This window comes from Alloprevotella sp. oral taxon 473 str. F0040 (assembly GCF_000318095.2).
GTDB lineage: Bacteria > Bacteroidota > Bacteroidia > Bacteroidales > Bacteroidaceae > Alloprevotella.
The window spans coordinates 98,125-123,368 of the sequence record NZ_KB290705.1 but is presented as its reverse complement, the minus strand read 5'-3'; the positions used below and the strand labels follow the sequence as shown (position 1 = coordinate 123,368).

General features: G+C 43.4%; 13 protein-coding genes and 1 pseudogene. 10 read left to right on the top strand and 4 right to left on the bottom strand.

Annotated features, from left to right (window positions below):
• Positions 1-263: 263 nt before the first annotated feature.
• The 5 genes from HMPREF9999_RS00920 to aroC all read left to right on the top strand — a co-directional run bounded on the left by HMPREF9999_RS00920 (position 264) and on the right by aroC (position 6,818).
• Positions 264-845, top strand: a complete 582-nt coding sequence (locus HMPREF9999_RS00920) for a hypothetical protein (protein ID WP_009751944.1) — start codon at positions 264-266, stop codon at positions 843-845.
• 126 nt (positions 846-971) lie between these two features.
• Entirely contained in the window at positions 972-2,348 is a 1,377-nt protein-coding gene (locus tag HMPREF9999_RS00915) for a flotillin family protein (RefSeq protein ID WP_009751943.1), read from the top strand.
• A gap of 194 nt (positions 2,349-2,542) precedes the next feature.
• Positions 2,543-4,438, top strand: coding sequence for a DNA polymerase III subunit gamma/tau (locus HMPREF9999_RS00910; RefSeq protein ID WP_009751942.1), 1,896 nt, complete (start codon positions 2,543-2,545; stop codon positions 4,436-4,438).
• A gap of 290 nt (positions 4,439-4,728) precedes the next feature.
• A complete protein-coding gene (locus HMPREF9999_RS00905) occupies positions 4,729-5,421 on the top strand; it encodes a peptidylprolyl isomerase (protein ID WP_232301266.1) in 693 nt (230 codons plus the stop codon).
• Between the two features lie 329 nt (positions 5,422-5,750).
• Positions 5,751-6,818: a chorismate synthase gene (gene aroC / locus HMPREF9999_RS00900; RefSeq protein ID WP_009751939.1), complete on the top strand. Its 1,068-nt coding sequence runs from the start codon at positions 5,751-5,753 to the stop codon at positions 6,816-6,818.
• 554 nt (positions 6,819-7,372) lie between these two features.
• Here the strand turns inward: aroC and HMPREF9999_RS00895 are convergent.
• From HMPREF9999_RS00895 to HMPREF9999_RS00880, 4 genes are all read right to left on the bottom strand, one after another.
• Positions 7,373-7,936 (bottom strand): outer membrane beta-barrel protein, encoded by a 564-nt coding sequence (locus HMPREF9999_RS00895; RefSeq protein WP_009436378.1) that lies wholly within the window; start codon positions 7,934-7,936, stop codon positions 7,373-7,375.
• Positions 7,937-8,122: 186 nt separating this feature from the next.
• Positions 8,123-9,601, bottom strand: a complete 1,479-nt coding sequence (locus HMPREF9999_RS00890; protein WP_009436377.1) for a DHHW family protein — start codon at positions 9,599-9,601, stop codon at positions 8,123-8,125.
• A 39-nt stretch (positions 9,602-9,640) separates the two neighbouring features.
• Complete coding sequence (locus HMPREF9999_RS00885) at positions 9,641-11,089, bottom strand: MBOAT family O-acyltransferase (protein WP_009436376.1); 1,449 nt, start codon at positions 11,087-11,089, stop codon at positions 9,641-9,643.
• Between the two features lie 252 nt (positions 11,090-11,341).
• Positions 11,342-13,885, bottom strand: a complete 2,544-nt coding sequence (locus HMPREF9999_RS00880) for a bifunctional UDP-N-acetylmuramoyl-tripeptide:D-alanyl-D-alanine ligase/alanine racemase (RefSeq protein WP_009436375.1) — start codon at positions 13,883-13,885, stop codon at positions 11,342-11,344.
• Positions 13,886-14,446: 561 nt separating this feature from the next.
• Between HMPREF9999_RS00880 and dnaK the strand changes: the two genes are divergently transcribed.
• From dnaK to HMPREF9999_RS00860, 5 genes and pseudogenes are all read left to right on the top strand, one after another.
• On the top strand, positions 14,447-16,351 hold the full coding sequence (dnaK, locus tag HMPREF9999_RS00875; RefSeq protein ID WP_009436372.1) for a molecular chaperone DnaK: 1,905 nt from the start codon (positions 14,447-14,449) through the stop codon (positions 16,349-16,351).
• Between the two features lie 149 nt (positions 16,352-16,500).
• Positions 16,501-16,734: pseudogene (locus tag HMPREF9999_RS10130) on the top strand (hypothetical protein); the annotation flags it as partial.
• A gap of 150 nt (positions 16,735-16,884) precedes the next feature.
• Positions 16,885-17,067 carry a helix-turn-helix domain-containing protein gene (locus HMPREF9999_RS00870; RefSeq protein WP_044062836.1) on the top strand — a complete coding sequence of 61 codons (183 nt, stop codon included), beginning with the start codon at positions 16,885-16,887 and terminating at the stop codon, positions 17,065-17,067.
• A 44-nt stretch (positions 17,068-17,111) separates the two neighbouring features.
• On the top strand, positions 17,112-21,407 hold the full coding sequence (locus tag HMPREF9999_RS00865; RefSeq protein ID WP_009436370.1) for an AAA family ATPase: 4,296 nt from the start codon (positions 17,112-17,114) through the stop codon (positions 21,405-21,407).
• 139 nt (positions 21,408-21,546) lie between these two features.
• Complete coding sequence (locus tag HMPREF9999_RS00860; protein WP_232301265.1) at positions 21,547-24,849, top strand: hypothetical protein; 3,303 nt, start codon at positions 21,547-21,549, stop codon at positions 24,847-24,849.
• Positions 24,850-25,244: the final 395 nt, after the last annotated feature.

Here is a 25,244-nt window from a genome sequence, read left to right as displayed (position 1 = left end):
TCATAGTATTAGATTTAAGGTTAACAAGGTTGGGATACAGTGGTATCCCATTTTTTTTGCCCATAAGTCAAAAAAACATTAGATATTAGTGGTTTTCTCATCCAGAAAATAGAAAGCTTTCCCTATATTTTTCCCCTGTCATCATGGATGATCCATCAAGAATAGTGCTCTTTTATGGCTAGAGGTTTCAAAAAATAGCTTTTAGATTTGGAAATTTCCGTAAGAGTCTGTAAATTCGTGGTATAATATCATTAGTAAACACCATGATGACTACCGACATGTCCCTTTGGGAACAGTTTCTTCAAGCCCCCATGTATTACATCTATTGGGGTATTGCCATTTTAGCAAGTTTAGTTTTTACCATACAAACCATCATGCTCTTTGTCGGCTTCGACACCGATGCAGACTTTGGTGGCGGAGACGTGGCATTTGATGTCGATGGTTTGGCCCTTGTTTCGGTCAAAACCGTATCTTGCTTCCTGCTTGGTTTTGGATGGAGTGGAGTGATTTTGGCTCCTTTCTTTGAAAACGGGTGGATTGTAGCTTTGATTTCCTTAGGAGTAGGCGCGCTCTTCATGCTGGGTGCTTGGTTTTTGCTCAAGCAAGTGCTGACCCTTTCGCAAGACAATACATTTCATGCCGACAAAATAGTGGGCTACACAGCAGATGTCTACCTTCGCATTCCTGCCGATGCCGATAAAAGCGGTAAGGTGATGGTGAGCTACGAGGGTTCTCTCCATGAACTTCAAGCCTTCAATGCCAGCGAAGAGGACATTCCTACGGGAGCAAAAGTGCGCATCGTGGAGGCCATTGATGATGCCACCGTACGTGTGCAAAGAACGTAGCAATAAGACGCTATACTTTCCTTGTTTTCTTCTGGGTTATGCCTTGTTGTGAGTCTATCTGAAAAGAAGATACTAGGATGTCCCCTTGAGTTTATATCCGATATCTAATATCAAAAGTTTTATAATATGGAACCTTTACTTCTTCCCATTATTGGGGTTCTGGCAGGCTTCGTGCTTCTTGCTGCTTTACTCAACCGCTATCGCCGTTGTCCTTCCGACAAGATTCTCGTCATTTATGGTACAACCTCCAATGGCGGTTCGGCAAAATGTGTGCATGGTGGCGGTGCTTTTGTTTGGCCCATTGTGCAAGACTATGCCTATCTCAGTCTTACGCCCATCTCTATTGAGGCAAACCTCACCAATGCTCTGTCTCGCCAGAACATCCGTGTCGACGTGCCTTGCCGATTCACCGTGGGTATCTCCACAGAAGGCGAGTCTATGAACAACGCAGCTGAGCGTTTGCTAGGACTCTCGCCCAATGACATCCAAGAGATGGCGCGTGATATCCTCTTTGGTCAGTTGCGTTTGGTGATAGCCTCCATGTCGATTGAAGAACTCAACAGCGACCGTGACAAGTTCCAAGAGAATATTATGACCAATGTGGAGATAGAGCTTAAGAAAATAGGACTCAAGCTCATCAACGTCAATGTGACCGACATTAAAGATGAGAGTGGTTACATCGAAGCATTGGGTAAAGAAGCTGCGGCTAAAGCAATTAACGAAGCCAAAGTAAGCGTGGCCGAACAAGAAAAGATTGGTGAAATCGGTCGTGCTGAGGCTCAGAAAGAAACGCGTATCCGCACTTCTGAAGCAAACGCCAAAGCGATTGCCGGAGAAAACGAAGCTAAGGTGGCCATTGCCAATTCTGATGCGTTGCGCCGTGAGAAAGAGGCTGAAGCCGGTCGTAGAGCCATCGCTGCGGAAAAGGTGGCGCAGGCAAAAGCCTTGGAAGAAGCCTACTCTGCAGAGCGTGAAGCGGAATTGGCTCGTGCTGAACGCGAGCGCGCTTCTCAACAGGCCAACGTGATTGTGGCACAAGAAGTGGAGAAGACGCGCGTGGTGATTGAGGCAGAAGCCGAAGCAGAACAGAAGCGTGTACAAGCGCGTGGTGAAGCTGATGCTATTTTTGCTAAGATGGAGGCTGAGGCTAAGGGGCTTTATGAGATTCTCACTCGCCAAGCTCAGGGTTATGACAAGATGATTCAGGCTGCCGGTGGCGATGCTACCAAGGCTTACACTCTCTTACTCCTCGAAAAGCTTCCAGAACTCGTGCGTACTCAAGTAGAAGCTATCAAGGGCATCAACATCGACAAGGTGACGGTTTGGGACAATGGCGGACAAGCTGCTGACGGCAAGGGAAGCACAGCCAATTTCCTCAGTGGTCTGCTCAAGTCTGTGCCTCCTCTCTCTGATCTCTTCGAACAAGCTGGTATGAATCTTCCTGAATATCTCGGTAGACAAAAGGAGGTTGAGGAAGAATTCAAAGAAGCTACTGAGGCCTAACTTGATTTCCTAGAAGGGATTTACATTAATGATAGACCCCTTATTCTCAATACTTCATTTCAGAAATCAGTCTTTAGGAGACACTCCTTTGTATAGGATAAGCTAAAAAATAGGGCGATGGACATGGGTTCATCGCCCTATCGTGTTGATTTATCCATAGGAAAATCGTAACTTTGTGGCAAACTTAGCACGTTATGTCAGACTACATTGTTTCGGCTCGCAAATATCGTCCCACCAACTTCAATAGTGTGGTGGGACAGAGTGCACTTACCACTACGCTAAAGAACGCGATTGCAACAGGAAAATTGGCGCATGCCTATCTTTTCTGCGGACCTCGTGGCGTGGGTAAGACTACTTCGGCGCGCATCTTTGCTAAAACCATCAACTGTCTCACACCTAATGAGAGCGGAGAAGCCTGTGATCATTGTGAAAGTTGTGTGGCCTTCAATGAAGGTCGCTCTTACAACATCCATGAACTTGATGCCGCCTCTAACAACTCTGTAGATGACATCCGAGAACTCATAGATCAGGTGCAGATACCCCCACAAGTGGGACGTTATAAAGTGTTTATCATCGACGAGGTACACATGCTTTCGCAAGCCGCTTTCAATGCTTTTCTCAAAACTTTGGAAGAGCCGCCTGCGCACGCCATTTTTATTCTCGCCACTACGGAGAAACATAAGATTCTTCCCACGATTCTCTCGCGCTGTCAGATTTATGACTTCAACCGCATGGAAGTGGGCGACACTGTGCGCCATCTTCAGCACGTGGCCGACCAAGAAGGCATCCAATATGAAGAGGCTGCGCTCAATGTCATAGCGAGAAAAGCCGATGGTGGAATGAGAGATGCACTCTCCATCTTTGACCAGGTGGCCTCATTTACAGGAGGAAATATCACCTACCAAGCCACGATTGACAACCTCAACGTGCTGGACTATGATTATTATTTCGCCGTTACCGACCATTTGCTCAAAGGTGAGATACCAGAATCGATGATGAAGCTCAACGAAATCCTGTCTAAAGGTTTTGAAGGTGGGCATTTCATGAGCGGACTCGCCGCGCATTTCCGCGATCTCTTAGTGAGTCGTGATGCGCAAACCCTGCCTTTGCTAGAAGTCGCTGAGACGGTGCGCCAACAATACGCAGAACAAGCGCAGCGTTGTTCACCGCGTTTCCTCTATCGTGCCTTGAAACTCTGCAACGACTGCGACATGGCCTATCGTGCTGCGCCCAATAAGCGTCTATTAGTCGAATTGACACTCATTCAAGTGGCTCAGATTTTGCAAGAAGATGAAGCTGTTGGGTCTGGGCGTCGCCCTAAAAAGTGCCTCCTCCCCATTTTCCAGCTTGCGCCTACCACTGCGGTAAGTGCAGCTCAGCATCGCCAGGTTCAACCCTCGGCTGCTCCTCAAGTTTCGTCCGCGATGCCTTCTGGCACCGTGCCTGCTTCCCCCGCGTCCTCGCCTCTGCCTTCAGCAGGCGGCCAAAGTTCTCCCGCTGCGCTCCAACCTTCTGCTTCGACTCCCGCAGCAAATGCTCAGCCGAGCGCAGGAGCATACGCCTCTGCTCAGAGCCAATTCAATAGAAGTCGCTTACAAACGGTGTCGCTCACTCGTCGTAGTCAGGCCACTCAAGCTCAGAATGCTGATGCTTCAGCCAATGAAGCCACCGCAGCAGGCCTTGCTGGCCAGCAGAGTCCTGTAACCCCTGCTGAGAAACGCCACGAACCCTTCACGCTAGAGCAATTGCGCTATCAATGGTTGCGATTTGCCAATGAACTTCCTCCCAAGCAAGGAGCTGAATCTGGGCGTCTGAAAATCATGCTCCCCGAGTTGAAGGAGAATTGTTTGGTAGAAGCGATGGTGGAAAACTCAGCAGCGGCCAACTATCTTCGTCAGGTGCTGCCTGCTCTCACACAATATCTTCGTCAGGGCTTACGCAATGATGACATTGTGGTGAACTTCGTGGTGAACACTGCGGTGAATGTTAAACCTCGCGCCTTTTCTCCTCGTGAGATTTACCAAGAGATGCTCAAAAAGAATGAGGCATTTAGGCAGTTGGCCGTGAATCTTCGCTTAGAAGTGCTGTAGATTTGTCTCTCTCTGTCCATGGTGCCTGATTGGATTTTCCTATCCATAGTCTCTAGAATACTAATTCTCATAAGATTTTATCCATGAGATAGCGAGTTTCCTCCAATCATCTTGCGCAGTCTTCGCAAGCCCTTTGTGCAGTTTTTGCAAGATTCTTGCACTGCCTTTGCATGCTTTGAGCGCATTTCCGCCTATCTTCTTGCGTAGCTTTCGCAAGATCTTTGTGCTTGTCTCCCTTTAGTTTTATTTTATCTATAATATCCATATATATAGCAACAACATTTTACAATATGAATAACCTACAAGACACAACTAACGCACCCAAGATGTCCAATCGTTATATTGCTGTTTCCTATCAACTCTTCACAGACAATGAAGCAGGCATCCGCGAAATCGTTGAAGAAGCCCCAGTGGAGCACCCATTTCAGTTTATTTCTGGCCTGGGCATGGCTTTGGAATCCTTTGAAAGTCAAGTGGCGCACCTCAACGAAGGCGATACTTTCGAGTTTTCGCTGAGTGTAGAGGAAGCCTATGGCCCTTACGAGGAAGAACATGTGATTGAAGTGCCCAAACAAACCTTCGTTGTGAATGGTCGCTTTGACACCGATACCATTTATCCAGGAGCTGTGCTCCCACTCGTCAATGAAGATGGCTTCCGCTTCGATGGTCTTGTGCTCGAAGTCAAAGAAGACCTCGTGGTTCTCGACTTGAATCATCCATTGGCTGGCAAAACACTGCACTATAAAGGCACTGTGGTAAAAGCACGTGAGGCTACCAATGAAGAAATCCAAGGCACTCTCAACATGATGTCTGGTGAAGGTTGCGGCTGTGGTTGCGATCATGACCACGAACATGGTGAAGGTGGTTGCGGTTGTGGCGGACATCACCATCACGAACACGGCGAAGACGGTTGTGGTTGTGGCGGACACCACCATCACGAACACGGCGAAGAAGGTTGCGCTTGCGGCGGGCACAAGCATTAAATCTGTTTTGCGAACGAGAGAGTCGTTACGTTGCTCTACTTTGAGGGACTCTTTGTGAAAAGGTGCTCAGAGACCTAAGCAGATATCTCGGCTTTCTATGATGAAAACTCCACAAGTCGGACTTCACGGATACGTTCCGCAAAGTCCGACTTGCAGTTTTTAGAAGTGAAACTTTATAGGTATTTTGGTCGCTCTCGGTGCTCGTGTTTTTCACGTTTCCTGGTCTCGCTCTTGTTTCTCTTACAGTTTTCGCAAAACCATGCTTGTCGTGGCAATAACAAAGGGATGTATGAGTCTCTAACTTCTAACATCTAATCTCTAAGGTCTAAATGAATACATTCGGACAACTCCTTCGTCTCACCACTTTTGGGGAGAGCCATGGTTCCGCCATTGGAGGCGTACTCGACGGCTTCCCAGCAGGCATTGCTATTGATGAAGATTTCATCCAGTACGAATTGCAACGTCGCAAACCTGGTCAGAGTCGACTCACCACTTCTCGCAAGGAAGACGATGAGGTCGAACTGCTTTCTGGCGTGTTTGAGGGCAAAAGCACAGGCTGTCCCATTGGATTTATTGTGCGCAATCGCAATCAGCACTCCAAGGACTACGAGAACATGCGCGAACTCTTCCGTCCTTCGCATGCCGACTACACCTATCACGCGAAATATGGTGTGAGAGATTATCGCGGAGGTGGTAGAAGTTCTGCCCGCGAAACGATAGCTCGTATGGTGGGTGGGGCTTTGGCCAAACTTCTCTTGCGAGCTTTGGGTGTACAAATTACAGCATGGACACGACAAGTAGGGCATCTTGTGCTGGATACAGACTATCACCAGTTAGACTTCTCAGAGATTGAGCGTAATCCAGTGCGTTGTGCTGATGCACAGATGGCAGAAAAGATGGCAGCTCTCATCATGGAGGTGAAGCAAGAAGGCGACACCATCGGTGGAGTCATAGAGTGTGTGGTCCAAGGAGTCCCAGCGGGGTGGGGCGACCCAGCTTTTGGCAAGCTCCATGCTCGCCTAGGAGCTGCAATGCTCAGCATCAATGCAGTTAAGGGCTTTGAATATGGATTAGGATTTGCTGGAAGTTCTTGGCGAGGATCAGAACAAAATGATGCTTTTCTTCCTGGATTCACTACTGCGACCAACCATAGTGGCGGCATTCAGGGCGGCATATCCAATGGCCAAGACATCGTTTTCCGCGTGGCCTTCAAACCAGTGGCAACAATCCTCCAACCTCAAAGCACCATAAACCTTGCAGGGGAAGCCACTACCCTTGATGCACGTGGTCGACATGATGCTTGTGTGCTTCCACGTGCTGTGCCTATTGTCGAAGCTATGGCAGCTCTCACGCTGGCTGATGCCTATTTGGCACAGCGATTGTCGCGCTTTGACTAAGCAAAGGTCGTAGCGCACTGCTCAGTAATGACTGGTTCTCACGGAAGAAAACTTCTTTGTAGGACTACGTTTTGCTGTTTTGTCGGCGGTGGTTGCGGTTCTTTATGTTAAAATCAGAGACAAAAGTTCGGTTTATTCCAAAAAAACTTGGTCAATTACCGCAAATCCCCTAAATTTGCACTAAGTAGTTGTCGTGATGATAACGAGAAAATAGTTTAGTTAAGTCTAGTTTAGTTTTTGTGTTGGTTAATGGGACACCACTAATTAGTGGAGGTCCCATTAATTTTTTGTGTTATTGGGCAAGAACATTAGGAGAGAAAGAAGGTCATGCCATTGTTTATGCTTCTTCTAGGTTCGCGAAGCTTCTGTAGTATCGGATCGTTTATTCGGCCCATGGGCATACCTATGGATTCGACTTTGAAGGTACGTCTTGACTCTTCTAACGATAGACTCCCCGAGTTCTGTTTAATAACGAACAAAACTCGGGGAGTACTGCATGGAGTGAGGGAGAACATGTGGTGAAATCTCCCACTAGATAGGATATTTCACAGTAGCTACCTTTGAAATTTATAGCCTATTGAGAGCATTCCACGGTTGAAACCATTGGGAGCAACGTAGTAGGAGAAGCGCACGTCGAGGTGTCGCCATAGCATCAAACCCACATGTGGAGCCACAAATGCGTTCCATGTGCTCTGGTCGTTACTGAAATTATGATTACCATAGGAATCGTTAGACACACCTACGGTCACACCAGCAAGAGGAGAAACAGTCTTTTCGGGTTGCCAGCGATAGGTTCCATTGATAGAAGCCAACACTGAAGAGGCTGTTACGCGTTCTTCGTTGGGAGCTCCGAGTTGAGCACCAAAGGTGGAGGAATAATAATGATAATATTGTATGCCCCGAGTGTGCGCCTCCATCGAAATAGCCAAACCCAATTCCACATTCTTGAATTTTTCATAGGATGCTTTGACTGAGAATCCCAAGAATTGGAAAGCGGTTGGCGCACTGCTGACAATAGGTGTGGTGACACCTACGGTCCAACGTACGGCACGTTGTGCTTGCATTGCGAGAGGAAGCGCGAGAGCAACCCAAAGACTAAAGGCGAATTTCTTCATCATGGATGATTTTCTCAAGTAAATCTAGAGAATAAGTCTTAAAATGAATTGCTGATTTTGCAAAGCAAAGTTACGGGACCCCGAGAAAATAGGCAATACTCACAAATGAGTATTATAGAAAAGACAGAACTACCACACCAAGTAAGGGGAATACTGCTGTGGGAGGTATCAGTTCTCGAGAGAGAAATCCTATTCCGTGGCGGCAGCAGCAGGCTCACTATGAGCACTAGCGCCTTCTGCGGTTGGTTGTGTAGCTTTTTCTAAGCTCTTCTCTGGGGAAGTCGAGGCAGGTTTGTCCGTTTTAGGCGCACTCTTCTCTGTGGTTACAGGTGCGGCAGTGGGAGCCACTCCGTGTTGCGATAGGAAGCGCAGATAAGACTTATAGATATTGGGAGAATATGCCTTGAAGATGTTATTGGCAAAAAGGATGTCCGTAATCTTGTTTTGCGCCACATAGTCCTTCATATTCTTGAGGAAATAGCGGGAATCTACCACGTGGATTTCGCCAAAGCTGAAGAAGAGATAGCCAGGAATGGCATTTCCGAAGCTGTCTTTCAAGATGAGCAGGCGGCGTTTTGAGGGAGTCGAGGTGCGCACCACGGTGAGACGTTGGTCACTTCCCATAAAGGTGCAATAAGCTCCAGGGTGTCCATCGCGGTAGTGCTGGAAGAACGCCCCGCTGTGCGGTTTTCCTTCGGCAGTGACGCGATAGTTTTTGTCCACTTGATAGTCTGTGTAGGTGGTCGTGTAGGTGATGCCTTTAGGAACGTAGTAGACAAAGTCTTCGGGAGCGTTTTTGATGGCCACATCTTTGGCATATCCGTACATACTTCCCACATAGTTGCGCACCACTTTGCGCTCATAGTGCGAGAGGTCTTTGAAAGGCACGCCCGCAGTCTTGGCAAAGGCTTCTGCAGCGTAGTAGCCGCCGAGGGGAGCCCAGTGATGGTCGGTGCGGAGATAAATGTCTTCTTGCGCGTGTTGTCCCAGAGGCGTGTAAGCATCTACGGATTTCACAGCAGGATCAAGCAGAGCATAGGTGCTACGAATCGTAGGATATTGAGGGCGCGAGATACGTTTCGCCTGTTCTGGACAATAGTATTCCACCGCCGTTGGGATGAGCAAGCAATACACTTGAACCGCCTTGCCAAAAGTTTGTTGATAGAGATTGCAAGCCTGGGCATATCCCACACACCCCTTGCTACTGCCACCGAAAGCCATGAGAGCGCGCACATTTTTTCCCGAACCAGTGACGATGATACCTGCGTTGGAAATCTTGGCATTCTCGTCGGCAGTGTGGTTTTCATACTGCTGCATCTCAGGGTCGTGAGATTGGGCAACCGCATCGTTGGACGTCAGTTCTGAAGCGTCGGGAGTAGCAGCATGGAACGTCACATTTTCTTCCCCGCGATTGAAGGAGAGTGCATGTTTTGTCTCCATGCTCATTTGCATGAAATGGTCGCGGTAAGGCTCGCTATCGCTGAACCAAGTGGACACATCTTTGGTGAATGCGCCAGAGAGTAGGCGATCCATCGTGAAGGAAGGAAAGGTGGCTAGGTCGCGCTTCTCAAGAGGAGAGAAAGTGCTGCGAGGGAAAGTGTCGAAGACCACAGCAAAAGCAGCAAAAACTAGCCCAACGATGAGGAGATAAAAACGAGGATATCGCATGAGAAAAGGAAAGTCAAAGGTGGAAAAGAGGCTATCAGCTTAAAATCGGGTGTAGATGAACGCATTGTTCGTAGCGCCTACGAGCAACGCCACGGAGAGGGCGAGGATGCCCACGGAGAGTGCCACTCTGCCGAGGGAGGAAACCACGGCATAGGCGCTTGATGATTCGCCACCCAACGCACGAGCCGTGAGCCATTGTGCGCCATGACGAAGCGGCATGCTCAAGAGGATAGCAGCTATCCACAACCAAAAATGGTCGAACACAGCACCTGTGGTGATGAAACTGTGCAGTTCGCTCGCTCCTCCCACAAGGGTGTGGAAGAACTGTCCGAGGCGAGTGAAATCGTCGAAGTAGAAAATGCCCCAACCCACCACGATGAGCAGCAGACTATAGACATGGAGCAACACGCGTGGCACGCGATGGATGAAGCGAAGTAGGGTGTATTTCTCCAACATCACGATGAAACCAAAATACATGCCCCAGAGGACGAAGTTCCAACTCGCACCGTGCCAAAGTCCTGTCAGGAACCACACCGCTAAAATGTTGAGAGATTGGTGGCGACGATTGCCACCGAGGGGAATGTAGACGTAGTCGCGGAAGAAGCTCCCCAAGGAGATGTGCCATCTGCGCCAAAATTCGGTGATGCTTCGGCTAATGTAGGGATGAGAAAAGTTTTCGTTGAAGTGAAAACCTAGGCAACGTCCCATGCCAATTGCCATGTCGCTGTAGCCAGAGAAATCGAAATAAATTTGGAATGTAAAAGCCAAGATGCCCAACCACGCCCCAGAGGTGGTGAGATGTTGGAGATTTCCTCCTAAGAACTGCGAAACGATTTCGGAGAATTGGTTGGCGAGAATCACTTTCTTGCCCAGTCCAATGAGGAAACGATAGACACCCTCGGCAAAATCGTGGGCAGTGACGCGGCGGTCTTGGATTTGCGCTGCCACTGTGCTGTAGCGCACGATAGGGCCTGCGACTAATTGAGGGAACATTGACACGTAGAGCAAAAGGTTGCCAAAAGATTTCTGTACGGGACTCTCACGTCGATACACGTCGATGAGGTAGGACATGGACTGAAAGGTGTAGAAACTCACACCGATGGGAAGGGCTATATGGGGATTCGCCACTGGTATGCCCCAACTTGTCAACGTGTCTGCCACAAGACCTGCATATTTGAACGTGCCAAGTATGGCTAAATTGCCCATGACTCCGAAGAATAGAGTAAGACGTCGATGATTGAAAAAGTGGGTTAAGGCAAGTCCACCGAGATAGTTCCAAAGGACACAGCCCAACATGAGAAATACATAGACAGGTTCTCCCCACGCATAAAAAATGAGTGAGAAAAGCACGAGCACGGCATTCTTGATAGTATTTGTTGGACGTCCATTAGGCTGCAAGGATCTTCTGTCAATCAGCCCAGCCAATAGGTAGAGAATGGCACAACTAGGGAGAAAAACGAAGAGAAAAAAGAGATCAGAAAAGACCATGTGAGCGTGTTAGCGTTGAGAAAATAGTGGTTGTGTTTGGATGTCGTGGAAGGGGGGACGATAGGCGTCCTCTTGGTAGGATAGCTACCCCATATATGGGTAGGGATGAATCCAAGTAGGAAAAAATAGGGTGGTAGAAAATGGATATATCACGGCAAACTCTGAAGATGATGTCGCAACATCTTAATATATAATGTGTGGGAAAAGAGCTGTAGTGTCCAGATCACTGAGTAGCAGTAACAGAGGAGAGCTTTATTCAAAGAAGACCCTTTTCACACGATCACTGACCGATGTGAGAATTTCATAGGGAATGGTGTCTAGCCATTCGGCGAGACGTGCAGCCGGCAGGTGCTCGCCAAAGATTTCTACGGAGTCCCCTTCGCGACAAGGCACGTCGGTCACGTCGATCATGCAGACATCCATGCAGATATTTCCCATATATGGGGCAGGGTGTCCGTTGACCCAGCAGTAGCCTCGTCCATTGCCAAGGTGTCTGTCTAAGCCGTCGGCATAACCGATGGGAATGGCCGCAATGCGAGAAGGGCGTTGCACGATGGTCTTCCGACTATAGCCCACACTGGTGCCAGTGGCGACTTCGCGAATCTGAAGAATCGTGGTGCGCAAGGTTGCCACGTGCTCGAGGGTGCGATTGTCGATGGGATCAATGCCGTAGAGCCCTAGTCCCAAACGGCACATATCGAGTTGTCGTTCGGGGAAACGCTCTATACCTGCGGAGTTGCAGATGTGGCGCATGATGTGAAAGGGAAACGCCGCTTGGAGTTCGAGTGATGCACGGTCGAAGCGCGAAAACTGTTGTGCGGAAAAATCGTCGAAGTCTGGGCTGTCGCTTCCCACAAAGTGCGAGAACACCGAACGAGGTCGCAGGGCTTGTTGGTGGCGGAAACGCTCGATGAGAGCAGGAATGTCGTGCTCTGGATTGAAACCAAGGCGACACATCCCCGTATCGAGCTTAATATGCACGGGATATTGTGTGATGCCTTCATGTCGCGCTGCTGCGATGAGGGCATCGAGTAGACGGAAATTGTAGACTTCGGGTTCAAGCCGATACTTAAACAGCGTGTGGAGCGCGCTCATCTCGGGATTCATCACCAAGATTCCAGCAGTGATGCCCGCTTTTCTCAGTTCTGCTCCCTCGTCTGCTACAGCGACCGCAAGATAATCTACACCAAGGTCTTGTAAGGTTCTAGCTACTTCCACACTGCCGCAACCATAGGCTCCGGCTTTAATCATACAAGTGAGTTTTACTCCTGGTTGAAGATGAGAACGATAGAAGCGCACATTGTCTGCAAGGGCAGAGAGATTGATTTCCAAAGTAGTTTCGTGTACCTTCAATTGGAGCTCATCAGCGATGCGCTCAAAGGCAAATTCGCGTGCGCCCTTGAGGAGCACCACAGCATCTGACAAAGAAGCAAGACAGGAACTAGCTAGAAAAGCATCGGTGTTGTCGAAGCATTCCATTCGACAATCCAGCAGTCCTTGCAGGCGTTTCACTTCATGCCCAATGCCAATGACCATGTCTACAGGGCGCGAGGCGATGAGTGTGGCTACGCGTTGGTAGAGTTCAGCTGCTGGCATGCCCGTTTGTTGGAAATCACTTAGCACAAGCACAGACTTGTGGTGGGCTTCTTTGCGGCGATGCAGGAAATCGAGTGCAATGTCGAGCGAGGTGAGGTCGGCATTGTAGGCATCATCGATGAGGGTTAAGCCTCGTACACCGGGTTTTACCTCTAGGCGCATGGCCACAGACTGAAGTTGGGGCATCCGCGCAGCAAGTTGTATGGGGGTAACGCCCAGTTCTAGTCCTACAACAGCCGTATGAATGGCATTTTCAATGGAGGCTTCGTCAGTGAAAGGGATGAAAAATTGGACACTCTCTTGATTCTGACTGAAAACGTAGGAACCATCTTCCGAAATCTCTGCAAGCTGGAAGGATATCTCAGTACTGTCGGAGAGAACGTGGGTGGAGAAGTGATATTGTGCCGGCTTACCTTTTTTCGACCATGTGATGCGCTTGCCCTCAAATCCCATTTTGTCGAGCGTAGTTCCGATGAGGATGTCGTCAGCACAATAGACCAAGGCTTCGCAATGGGTGAAGAGTTGCAATTTTTCCGCGCATTTCTCCTCCATACTGGAGAAGTTGGCTTCGTGGGCTGCGCCGATATTGGTGATCAGTCCAATGGTGGGCTGGATGATGTCGCGCAGTTTTGCCATTTCGCCCTTACGGCTGATGCCTGCCTCGAAGATGCCGATGCGGCTTTGCGCATTGAGCAACCATACCGAGAGGGGAACTCCTATCTGTGAATTGAAAGATCGAGGAGAACGTGTTACTTGTTCGGATGGGCATAGGAGCTGATAGAGCCATTCTTTGACTATCGTCTTGCCATTCGAGCCTGTGATGCCAACAACGGGCAGAGAGAATTGTGCTCGGTGGGCAGTGGCCAACTGCTGTAAAGCGTGAAGTGGTGATTTCACACGTAGAAAATGGGCATCGGCTGCGAGAGGATGTGCAGAGTCTGCCGTAAGAGTAGCGAGATTATAGTCATCATTGACCACAAAATTGCGAACTCCACGCTGAAGAAGCGCAGAGATGTAGCGGTGTCCGTCGCCAGTGGCTGTGCGAAGAGCGAAGAAAAGTGAAGTTTCGGGGAAGGCAAGCGAGCGACTGTCGGTGAGCAACCAGTCAATCTGTGTGTTGAGCGCAGCGGTATCGTAATCCCTTGCGTCATCAAGGGATGCGCCAATGATTTTTGCAACTTGTGCTATCGTATAGGACATAGGTATTGAGCAGAAATGTGGGCAGCGGTGCGTCAAGACAAGGGTGGTGTGCAGTTGAACATTGCGTAAGTCACCCAGACAATATGGGTTGGCGTTGGCCGTAGCCGCGACGTATATATATATATAATGTGCGCGCAAAGTTACGGACTATGCACCACATGGGCAAACAAAACAAACTATAATGCAAACGAGTACTTCTCCTTTCCCTTTTAGTTTGTGCCTTCAAGGTCTATCTTGTCTGCTAGGTGTGTCAAATAGTAGGGAAAGTACGAATCAAACAAAGCATTGGTATAGCTTAGAAATAGCAGAGATGGTATAGAATGCGACGTGAAAACGATGAATATGACATTTTTTCTGACAAGTTGTCAGAGAGAAAAATGATGAGAATGGCATTTTCTTTTTGGCACACGGCTTGCAATAAGAGGGGCGTAACGCTTCCTCAACGCAAGCATGGATGATTCTAAAAGGATTTACGCTATGCCCTATTTCCTCTTCTCGAGGGTAATGCGCTGCAAGAGGCTGTAACTCACATTGAATAACAAAAAAAAAGAATATACTATTATGGGAAAAATTATTGGTATTGACCTCGGAACCACCAACTCTTGTGTTTCCGTATTTGAAGGTAACGAACCTGTGGTTATCGCTAACAGCGAAGGTAAGCGCACCACTCCTTCTATCGTAGCTTTTGTTGGCGATGGTGAACGTAAGGTGGGCGATCCTGCTAAGCGTCAAGCCATCACCAATCCCGAGCGCACGGTGTACTCCATCAAGCGTTTCATGGGTGAAAACTTCAGTCAAGTGGACAAGGAAATTGGTCGCATGCCTTATAAGGTGGTGAACGATGGTGGTCTTCCACGCGTGGCTATCGATGGTCGTAACTACACTCCACAAGAAATCTCTGCGATGATCCTTCAGAAGATGAAGAAGACCGCAGAAGATTACCTCGGACAAGAAGTTACAGAAGCAGTTATCACCGTGCCTGCTTACTTCTCTGACTCACAACGTCAAGCTACCAAGGAAGCTGGTCAAATCGCTGGCCTCGAAGTGAAGCGTATCGTAAATGAACCAACGGCTGCTGCACTTGCTTATGGTGTGGACAAGGCTAACAAGGACATGAAGATTGCAGTGTTTGACCTTGGTGGCGGTACTTTCGATATCTCTATTCTCGAGTTTGGTGGCGGTGTGTTTGAAGTGCTCTCTACAAACGGTGATACTCACCTCGGTGGTGACGACTTCGACCAAGTGATCATCGACTGGTTGGTACAAGAATTTAAGAACGACGAAGGTGCTGACCTCACTGCCGACCCCATGGCAATGCAGCGTTTGAAGGAAGCTGCTGAGAAGGCAAAGATTGAACTCTCTAGCTCTGCTTCTACCGAAATCAACCTTCCTTATATCATGCCCGTAGGTGGTGTGCCTAAGCACTTGGTGAAGACCCTCACTCGTGCGAAATTTGAACAATTGGCTCACGGTCTTATCCAAGCTTGTCTCGTGCCTTGCCAAAACGCGCTCCGCGATGCTGGTCTCGAGAAGAACGAAATCGATGAGGTTATCCTCGTAGGTGGTTCTAGCCGTATCCCTGCTGTGCAAGAACTTGTGCAAAACTTCTTCGGTAAGGCTCCTTCTAAGGGCGTGAACCCTGACGAAGTGGTGGCTGTGGGTGCTGCTATCCAAGGTGCTATCCTCAACAAGGAAAGTGGTGTATCTGACATCGTGCTCCTTGATGTTACTCCTCTTTCTATGGGTATCGAAACGCTCGGTGGCGTGATGACTAAGCTCGTAGAGGCTAACACTACGATTCCTTGCAAGCGTAGCCAGACTTTCTCTACTGCTGAGGACAACCAACCCGAAGTGACCATCCACGTGCTCCAAGGTGAACGCACTATGGCTGCTCAAAATAAGAGCATCGGCCGTTTCAACCTCGCTGGTATCGCTCCTGCTCGCCGTGGTGTACCTCAAATCGAAGTTACTTTCGACATCGACGCTAACGGTATTCTCAACGTGAGCGCGAAGGATAAGGCTACTGGTAAGGAACAAAGCATCCGCATCGAGGCTTCTTCTAACCTCTCTCAAGAGGAAATCGACCGCATGAAGGCTGAAGCTGAGGCTAACGCTGCTGCGGATAAGGCTGAGGCTGAACGCATCCAAAAGATCAACCAAGCTGACAGCATGATTTTCCAAACGGAGAATATGCTCTCTGAAAATGGTGATAAGCTCCCCGCTGAGGTGAAGGGCAAGGTAGAAGCTGCGCTCAACCAATTGAAGGAAGCGCACAAGGCGCAAGACGTTGCGGCTATTGATGCAGCTACTGCTGCTTTGAATGCTGCTACTCAAGAGCTTTACGCTCAAGCTGGTGGCGGTGCTCAACCTGGTGCTGCTGACTTTGCCCAAGGTGGTGCACAACAAGGTGCTCAACAAGACGGCAAAGAAGACATCCAAGATGCTGACTTTGAAGAAGTGAAGTAATTCCGCTCACAAAAGAGCATCAAACAAATAGTAAATAGCAGTAAGATAATAACTTACTGCTATTTTTGTTTTTACTGCTGTCCGGTAAACTTCCAAACGGCACAAGAAAGCAATACTTAGAAATCAAGTCGTTGTGAATCTTTACCGATGCGGTTACAGTTTCTGTCCTCTGTTTTGTTTCTTTGGTTGGCAATTACTTCTTGTGGCAAAGTAAACAGCAATACAAGGATGATGCCTTGAAATTCCGTATCATCAGAGTATGAGGAGGTTGCAGCCCAAAGGAAATCCTATGCCTCAGCGATGTGTTAGACATTCATCGCAATGAAAAGATTATCAAGCTAATCAAGAAAAAAGCCGATGATTACGACATGGAATTGAAGTAAAAGGCAGATAGTTTGATGCAGAATAACCTGCAAAATAAGAAGAGTAAATAGTGTTGAACACATAAACTTTAATAAGAGGGGAATTTCCCCTCTTATTAAATATTTTATACAAGAAAATTTACTATATTTGCAAACAATCAGATGATATTTATGGAAAGTCCAACTAATAGAATTAAAGAGGTGCTTATCGAGAAAGGGATTAAGCAAACATGGCTTGCAGAGAAACTCGGTAAGAGTTTCACTATTGTGAACTCCTACGTTTGCAATCGTCGACAGCCAATCCTAGAATTGCTATTTCAGATAGCAGAGATCTTGCAGGTTAATCCAAAGTAATTGATAGTGTTTGTAGATAAGGAATTGAGTAAAGAGCAACTTAAATGAAAGATCTGAGTTTACAGCCCAATAAATCATCTTGGGCTTCAAAACGTTTGGATGAAAAATCTGTTCGGCTACTACGGAAAATCTTAGAAGATAAAAGGGTTGACACTTCTAACATTGAAGAAGGTGGAACAGAAGCAAATACAGATGGGTATATTAGTATTTTGGATGTCGATGATACAATTGTCGCAAAAGTTACAGTGCAGATAAAGCATTATAATAACAACGCTATTAGTGAAAAGGGTGTCTGTTATGACATCCCGACATCGCTTCTTGCGTATGCCCATAGAATGAAAGGAGAAGTTGTTTTGTTTATCACTTGTGATACTAACAACGATATCGTTTATTGGAAGTATATTGACAGAGTATTTGTTGAAAGTCAAATTGCTAACTCAGAAAATATTCAACAGACTTACAGGTATTATTTTAAAGACAATGAAAATCTTACAGAAAATAATGTTGACTCGGTCATTGATTTATGGGAAACATTATACCATGAGCAAATGTTATCATTAAAAGATGAGAAGTCAAAACTATTAGATTTTTTAGATGTAAACCTGAAATCTTTTGAAGGAATAACGACTACATTTTATGGATTAAAAGAATCTCATATAGCTAGAAAAGAAACAGATCTATTATTTGATTGGATACAAGGCGATTTGACATCTAAAGATTGTCAATTAAAACTTTTGGTTGGAAATGCAGGAGTCGGGAAAACTGTTATCATTAAGGATTTACTGGATAAACTTACCGCAACAGGAATTAAGTGTCTGACGATTAAGGCAGATTATTACAACATTACAGAAAATGAAACTTCTGATTTTTCTTTGGCGAGATTACATGCTTCACTGGATTTATTAGTATCTGAGCATAAGAGAGTTGTTTTTATTATAGACCAAATAGATGCATTATCCCAATATTTATCTAACGATAGAGATAAGCTAAATATACTCTTGAATGTAATTGCTGCATGGAAAAAGGAGTATAGCAAAGACATAAGAATAATAGTGTCTTGTAGGAAGTATGATTTAGAATATGACCCATCATTAAGTCAATTAAAAGAGCATAGCACTGCTATTGAGGTGAATAGATTGGATGATAAGGATGTTGAGTGTGTTATTAACAAATTAGATCCTGGTCTTTATTGTAAATTAACATCCCAAACAATTACGATACTAAAAACTGCCCAATATCTAGATGTCTTTTGTAGGTTATATGACTCTGGCAATGTTAGAGAATACAATTATCAAAACTACATGGAGTTATATGATGCCTTGTGGTTGTCATTGATAAATTATGCAAGCGAACATACGTCTTATAGTAATTTGGAAGGTGTCATGTTTGAAATTGCAAAGTCTGTTCAAGAAGCGGAAACTTTAACTCCAACATGGTTAATAACGGTTGGAAACAATAATGCGACAAGGTATTTAGCAAGCGAGTGCATCGTAAAGTATGACAATAAAAGAATCTCGTTCTTTCATCAAAGTTTTTACGATTATGTACTTGCAAGGTATTATGCATCAAATAAGAAGTCTTTTATTACTGAATTGAAAAAACAATTTCAAGGATTAGAGATACGTTCCTCAATTAAAATTTTCTTAGACTTTGAGAGGGCACATTCTGACTCTTTGTATAAAAAAGATATTAATACAATAATATTCTCTGATGATATTCGTTTGCATCTGAAACAACTGGCTCTTTCTATACTCTCATATAGTGATGCTATATATAAGTTCGAGATTGATATCATTAAGAAATTGCCCAAACTCAGTCACCAATTATTTATTTATTTCCTTTCGACAACTGCGAATCCTTTATGGTTCCCGACAATAAAGGACTTGATACAACCTTTAGTGGCTGACCTTACCACCGAAAACGATTATTTTGACCCTCTGCGAATTTTGTTTTCGAATTATGCCTCGAAATTTCCCAACGACATTTATGACATGGTAGAGACAATAAAGGACAGTTCTACTAAAGAGAATATAACGATGTGGATGTTGCGAAATCATAATGATTATTCCAATGAGAAAGTAAGAGAAAGTTACATTAACTTAAAAGTAAAACCCAATTTCGATTTGGCAAGTTGTGTCATGGATGCAATTGATACCAATCTGAATTTTGCTTTGGAAGAGACGAAGGAACTTCTCATTAACTACTACTTTCTTAATAACAATAAGCATAAGTCGCATTACGATTACGAGTTGTTTGAACAGATATGTGAAAGATTCTACAAAGAATATCCGAAAGATTTTTTGATGATAGCATACGATTGTTTTGTACAAATAGTTTCCAAAACAAGAAAACAAAGCTATCAGTGGTATTCGACAAATGAGATTTTTAGTAACTATATGTCTGATTATGCAGAAAAGTTTTTTGACTGGTTAGGAAATCTCCTTATACAATATATTGGTGAGCAAGATTTTGATACCTCTATGGTGGAAAAATTATTATCTCTAGAGGAGGAGTATGCATTTATTTTGTCTTTCAAGGTAATTGCTGCAAAACCAACTCTTTTTGATAGATATATAAAGAATTTAGTCTCGCATAACGAAGAATTAGATAAGTTTATTGAATTTAATGATGTGAGATATTATTTTTTAGAAGCTCTATCTAAATGGTATCTATCAGTTTCGCATGAAGAACAAGTAAAATATCAGGGGTATATTTTGAAATATAGGTCAAAAAGAGACAACATACATAGTGATAGAAGTGACAATAAACTTGTGCTACCTTATCTTGGCTGGCATAAATGGCAGTTACTATGTTGTACTATTTTAGAATCTACATTGACGAAAGAAGCTAAGCGATATAAGCAAGAACTTTGTCGGCGATTCAAATGTGTATATGTCAATGAGAAACCTAACCACCATGTAACCGCTGCATCCATTTGTGGAGGTATAACAACGCAAGAAGTTTATAATCATTTCTCTCCCGATAATTGGCTATCCTCTTTTGGTAAATTAGATGAACGAATTACTTTCCGCAAAGGCAATTTTTCACCAATTAGTTTAAGAGCACATGCAGAAGCATTTACTAAATGTGTAGAGAATTCTCCAGAAAAGTATAAGAAATTTATCTTCTCTTTACATGATAATCCAAATATCAAATCTATGTACCAAGAAGCAGGATTATTAGGATTATTTTTAGGTGGAACTAATAAAAAAGAGTTAGTCCCATTGTTCCAAAGGTATATGAAAGTGGACTATATTAAAAATAACGCATATACTTTTGAACAACTTGCTATGAACTATACTAAGGAAGAAAATGGTGTGATAGATGATTTGATACCGATACTTATACAAGCAATAAAGCAGCCATTACTTTTAAAAGACGATCAAGAAGAGCAGCATATTAAAAGCTTAGCTGATATTATACAACACAAGTTGAATGTTGCTATTAACAGTTTCCAAGGTTGTGCATTGAAGATCCTTATTTCTATTTGTGCGTTATCCACCCGTCGTACCCAGATCTATAATCTTTTAAACCTACTATATAAGGACTTAGCAACAGAATTGTGCTTAGAGGTTTTATATTACATATACTATAAGGAATATTATGATGAAGTGCTAACTGATAAATTATTCTCTATTTATTTATCTGGTTGTGGAGCCTATGGGCTAATGGTGAGAGCAGATGTAATACAATCATATTATTATTTTAAAACAGATTCTGTGCATACATACATTGCAGATCTTATGAAAGATAATAGATGCCATGAGATATTAACTCAGATATTCTTTTATGGATTATACCATAAAGACATAAGGAATGTATGTAAGCAAAACCTTAATAAAATTTTGTCGTTGAATGATGAAAAAATCATAGCGCTGATGGTAAGACTTTCTTTAAAAAATATTTCTGAACCTTGTTATAGGGAAACAGCAAATGATATTGTGCTATATCATATAGCTGATAATAGAGAAGAGATTGTAAAATCATATGAATATCATATAGATGACCTACCTGTAGAAGAATTTAATCTATTTAAGAAGATTACAAAGAATTGGAATAATACAACGTATAGGGAACGTTTTTCTCAGATTAAATACCTAGAAAAATGTGCTAATATGCTACCATTAGATTGCTACATGTATATAAAAGCACATGACTTCTTACAGGCTAATGATTTTTATCTTAGAGAAAAAAATGTGAAACTTTTATTAGGCATATATAAGCAAATGAAAGAAGAGGATAATTTGGACGCAATGAACAAAATAATGGACTTGTTTGATGAATATGTCATTGCGAATTCTTATATTATAAATGATGCAATAGAAAAGTTAGGTATATAACTTACTATTTTGTAGTTAAATGAATAGTACTATAATGAAAAATAAATTCTATCATAACTTGAAGAGAGAGAAGGTACTTAAGTATCTCTCCTATTTGTCTGTGTTACAGGAAAATTCCAGTTTCTCTTATAGGTTGGAAATGGCATTGGTCGAAGCATATTTGATGTGGAGAAGAAGAAAGTATGATTGGAGCCACATTGATAGATTTCTTGAGTATGGCAATCCTCAGTTAGAAGATCCACAAGAGAGATTGTTTGTTGAAACTGTAAATACTCCGATTGGTTCTTACAAGATATTTTCTGCGTTCAATTTGACTTATAAGTATCTTCTCAGCCAGTTATTGTTTTTGGCTCATAAGGAAAAGATTGATCGAAGTAAGTTGGCAATTGTTTATGCAATATTGGAAATTTCCAATGGAATAGCAGATAAATTCAACTATGCCCGTAATGTATGTGGAAAATACAATGCAGAATCAGTTTATACCTCAAACTACCAAGAATATGGCAAGTATGAATCCTGTACCTGTTTTAGCAAAGTTGAGGTAAACTCTATCTTGGCAAAATACCAAGTTGAGGAAAAGCATCTGCAGCCATTGTTGTTATGCCTGAAAAAGAAAGAATACATAAAAGAATTCTCTCAATTAGGGTATAGTGATACGTTCGAATTGCACCCATTCCTAAAACTTGATAACGGAGAATATTTGGTTATGTTCCCGGCTAATCTCTTAAAGCTAGCTTACAGACTGTGCTATGGCATTCTTGTAAAGGAACTAGGCAAGAAAACGTTTCTTTCATTAATAGAAAAAGAGATGATTCAAGAAATTGGATTTCTCTTGCAAAATGGTCATGGATCATTTATAGGACAAAATAATTATCAAGACACACCTTTTCTTTGGTTCCGTTTTGATGAAGATAAGGTTGCAAATATTGGAATTGTCTTAGCAGATAAGAGAACAAAACTGGATCAAGCGGTCAAGGATTCAGAGACTGCAATAAATAAAGCCTACCCACATATAACCATATTTACATTCTTGGTCACACAAGAGATGGCAGAGGAAGGTCTCTTTATGACTATTGGTCGTGATATAACTTATTTTTCGGTTGAAGAACTGAAAATCGTCATGAGCCAGAGTAGGATGAATCTGCTGAATCTATATTATTATGATCAAGATAAATTGGATCAAAACTTTGCTCTTCTTACCCAGGAAATTGATAGATTTGCGTACTACTGTTCTAATAATTATACATTCTATCGGGATGAAATGCCAGATATCATGGTCGTGGAAATAGGTTACGCTCTATCAATGCGTGAGAAATATTTGTGCGGCCAGGATGCGCATATAGTACAATATGCACCGCAAAGTAGCTATGTGATGGTCAAGCACTATGCTGACATACCAAAGCAGATACCTATCTACGCTCCATACATGATGGTGAAGGGCCTTCTTATGATTGAGTTGCAAAACTATAATTTATGGATTCACATAGAATGCAAAGAGGAGCATCGCATATTTGGTAAAGAGGCAACCATTGCCTTAATGAATTGGATGTTTACTGTAGAGAAAAAGCTATGCATAGATAGTATTAGTCGGACTCTCCATGTAGAATTACGTATTTTGCCTATTAGTGATTACGAGTGGAAAAAGGCAAATGACAATACTATGGTATTTTGTGTACCAGAAAAAATAATGAGTTCGGATGCAACTACTTTGGAGAGAGAGTTAGTAGGCCAATTTTTCAAAGCAATTAAAGATTGTGGATTCTCTTCTAACGAGTCATTATTGGACGTTGGTATGCAATTGTTTGATTCTGCACCAGGTAGATTTATTCAGGTTGGCAAGAGTGAAAATATAACTATTATTGACGAGAAGGATGGTATTGACTCATGCTATTACGTCAATTCCCGATACTGTGACAAAGTTCTTTCTGAGGTTGCTGATTTCCTAAACATGAAGGGGACTGAACAAATTTTTGATTTTGCAGAGTCAAAGAAAATCATGATTCGGGTATCTGATTATATCCTTGCTGATGTACAAAAACTGTTGGCAGAAATGGATACAAAACAACTTCTTACAAGTCTTCTCGAACTCCATCATGCCATGATCTATTGGTCGAAGCTGACACAACGAAGGTATGAGTCATTAAGCAAGGCCTATTCTTTTTTAGATGCGACATTTGATAATCAGCTTGATTATGTCAATGAATATTCTGAGATGAATACATTAACACAAGGTATGATTGAAACCATTGTTCTGAATGGTATTCACAATACTGGAGGAAAACCTAGATTAGAGAAGCTGGATCGCCTGTTTGCCCTTATGCACTTTAGTTTGAAAATGGGTGTATATATGGATCAATTAGGAGAAAAAATAAAAGGTTCAGAGTTGACAATTCTCAAAAATGGAAGACTTGTTATGCCAAAGCCTATGATTGATAAACTAAACTCCTATTTTTATAGGCTGAGAGAGTTGTCTATGAGTAATCCAGAATTGTACACAAAATTACATAATCTGATGCCAACATCCTCCATCGATAAAAATGATGAAATATTTATAAAGGCTTATAAAGCGCAATTCGGCATCTCATTTGAGACGTATTGTAAAGTTCTAACGGCATCTATTGATTATGCCAGCTATAATAAGAAACCTGTAATGGTAGTATCAGAGAAGGAGTTCTTTGAAACGGTTTGTAATGGCATTTTTGATGAAGAGAATGCTAAAGCATTTAAGGCTAACTTTGTCCTTAGGGAGGATCTCAATAATGGTGATCTTAAGTTTAGTGACAAATGGGTTCAGAGATTTAATCGTCCAGTACAAGTTACAGCACGGCCCTGGATACTCTTTGATGGCTACATCTATTATTCAACTAAAACACTTTGTGAGAGTTGGATGATTCGAGTTGAACGTTTGAATAATGGAACTGTGGTTAATACTACCCTAGAAATGCAGGCTCTTGTATCAAAGGTAAATAATGAAAAAGGTCATGAGTTCACTATAAATGTAAAGAAATTATATAAAAGTCTGTCTCTTGACCATTTATATGTGGATTCCGAGGTTGAGATTATGCCAGGCAAACCTCTCAATGCCACTAAACAATTTGGAGATATTGATGTTCTCCTTATAAATAAAAAAACAAAGCAGATTGTTTGTATAGAGGCAAAAAAATTCTCGGAGAGTAGAACAGCATACGAATTGATACAGCAGAACCGGAAAATTGTGTCTAAAGAACTTTCCCATGTCATTGAAAGAGATGTGTGGTGTAAGGATAATATTGATATGTTTAAACTCTATGTTCCTGAAGTCGATGCCGAATACTCTGTTAAAACGATATTCTTGACATATCATGAGAATGCTTATAAATACTTCGAACATGAACAGGAAAATGACATCATTTTCCTTTCTGCTATTGAGATTGTGGATAATCCAATGAACGTATTTGCGTAAAAGAAAGTAATTTGAGCCAAGAGTAATTTGCAGGTCAAAAAATCTCAGTACCTTTGCAACTACAATAGTAATACAGAACAAACGATAGATACAGTTGGCAAACTGAGAGCTTGGATTGTTTTCGATGATTATTAATTCCTATCTTTAAGGAGGCTTATAGTGCTCCTTATTTGTACTATACGGATATAATCATTGATAATCAGTGTAGAATATATTTGAAGAAGTAAGCATTTAACGACACTATAATTAAAATATAATCCCCTAGCAACTTGCAATAGTTGCTAGGGGATTGTTTGTCTTAAAATTGAAGAGTCTCGATGGGGAATGGTATTATAACAGATTGCTAAAGAGCCTCTCTAGTTTGTTGTAGATGTTTCTAGTATGAGCAGAAGATG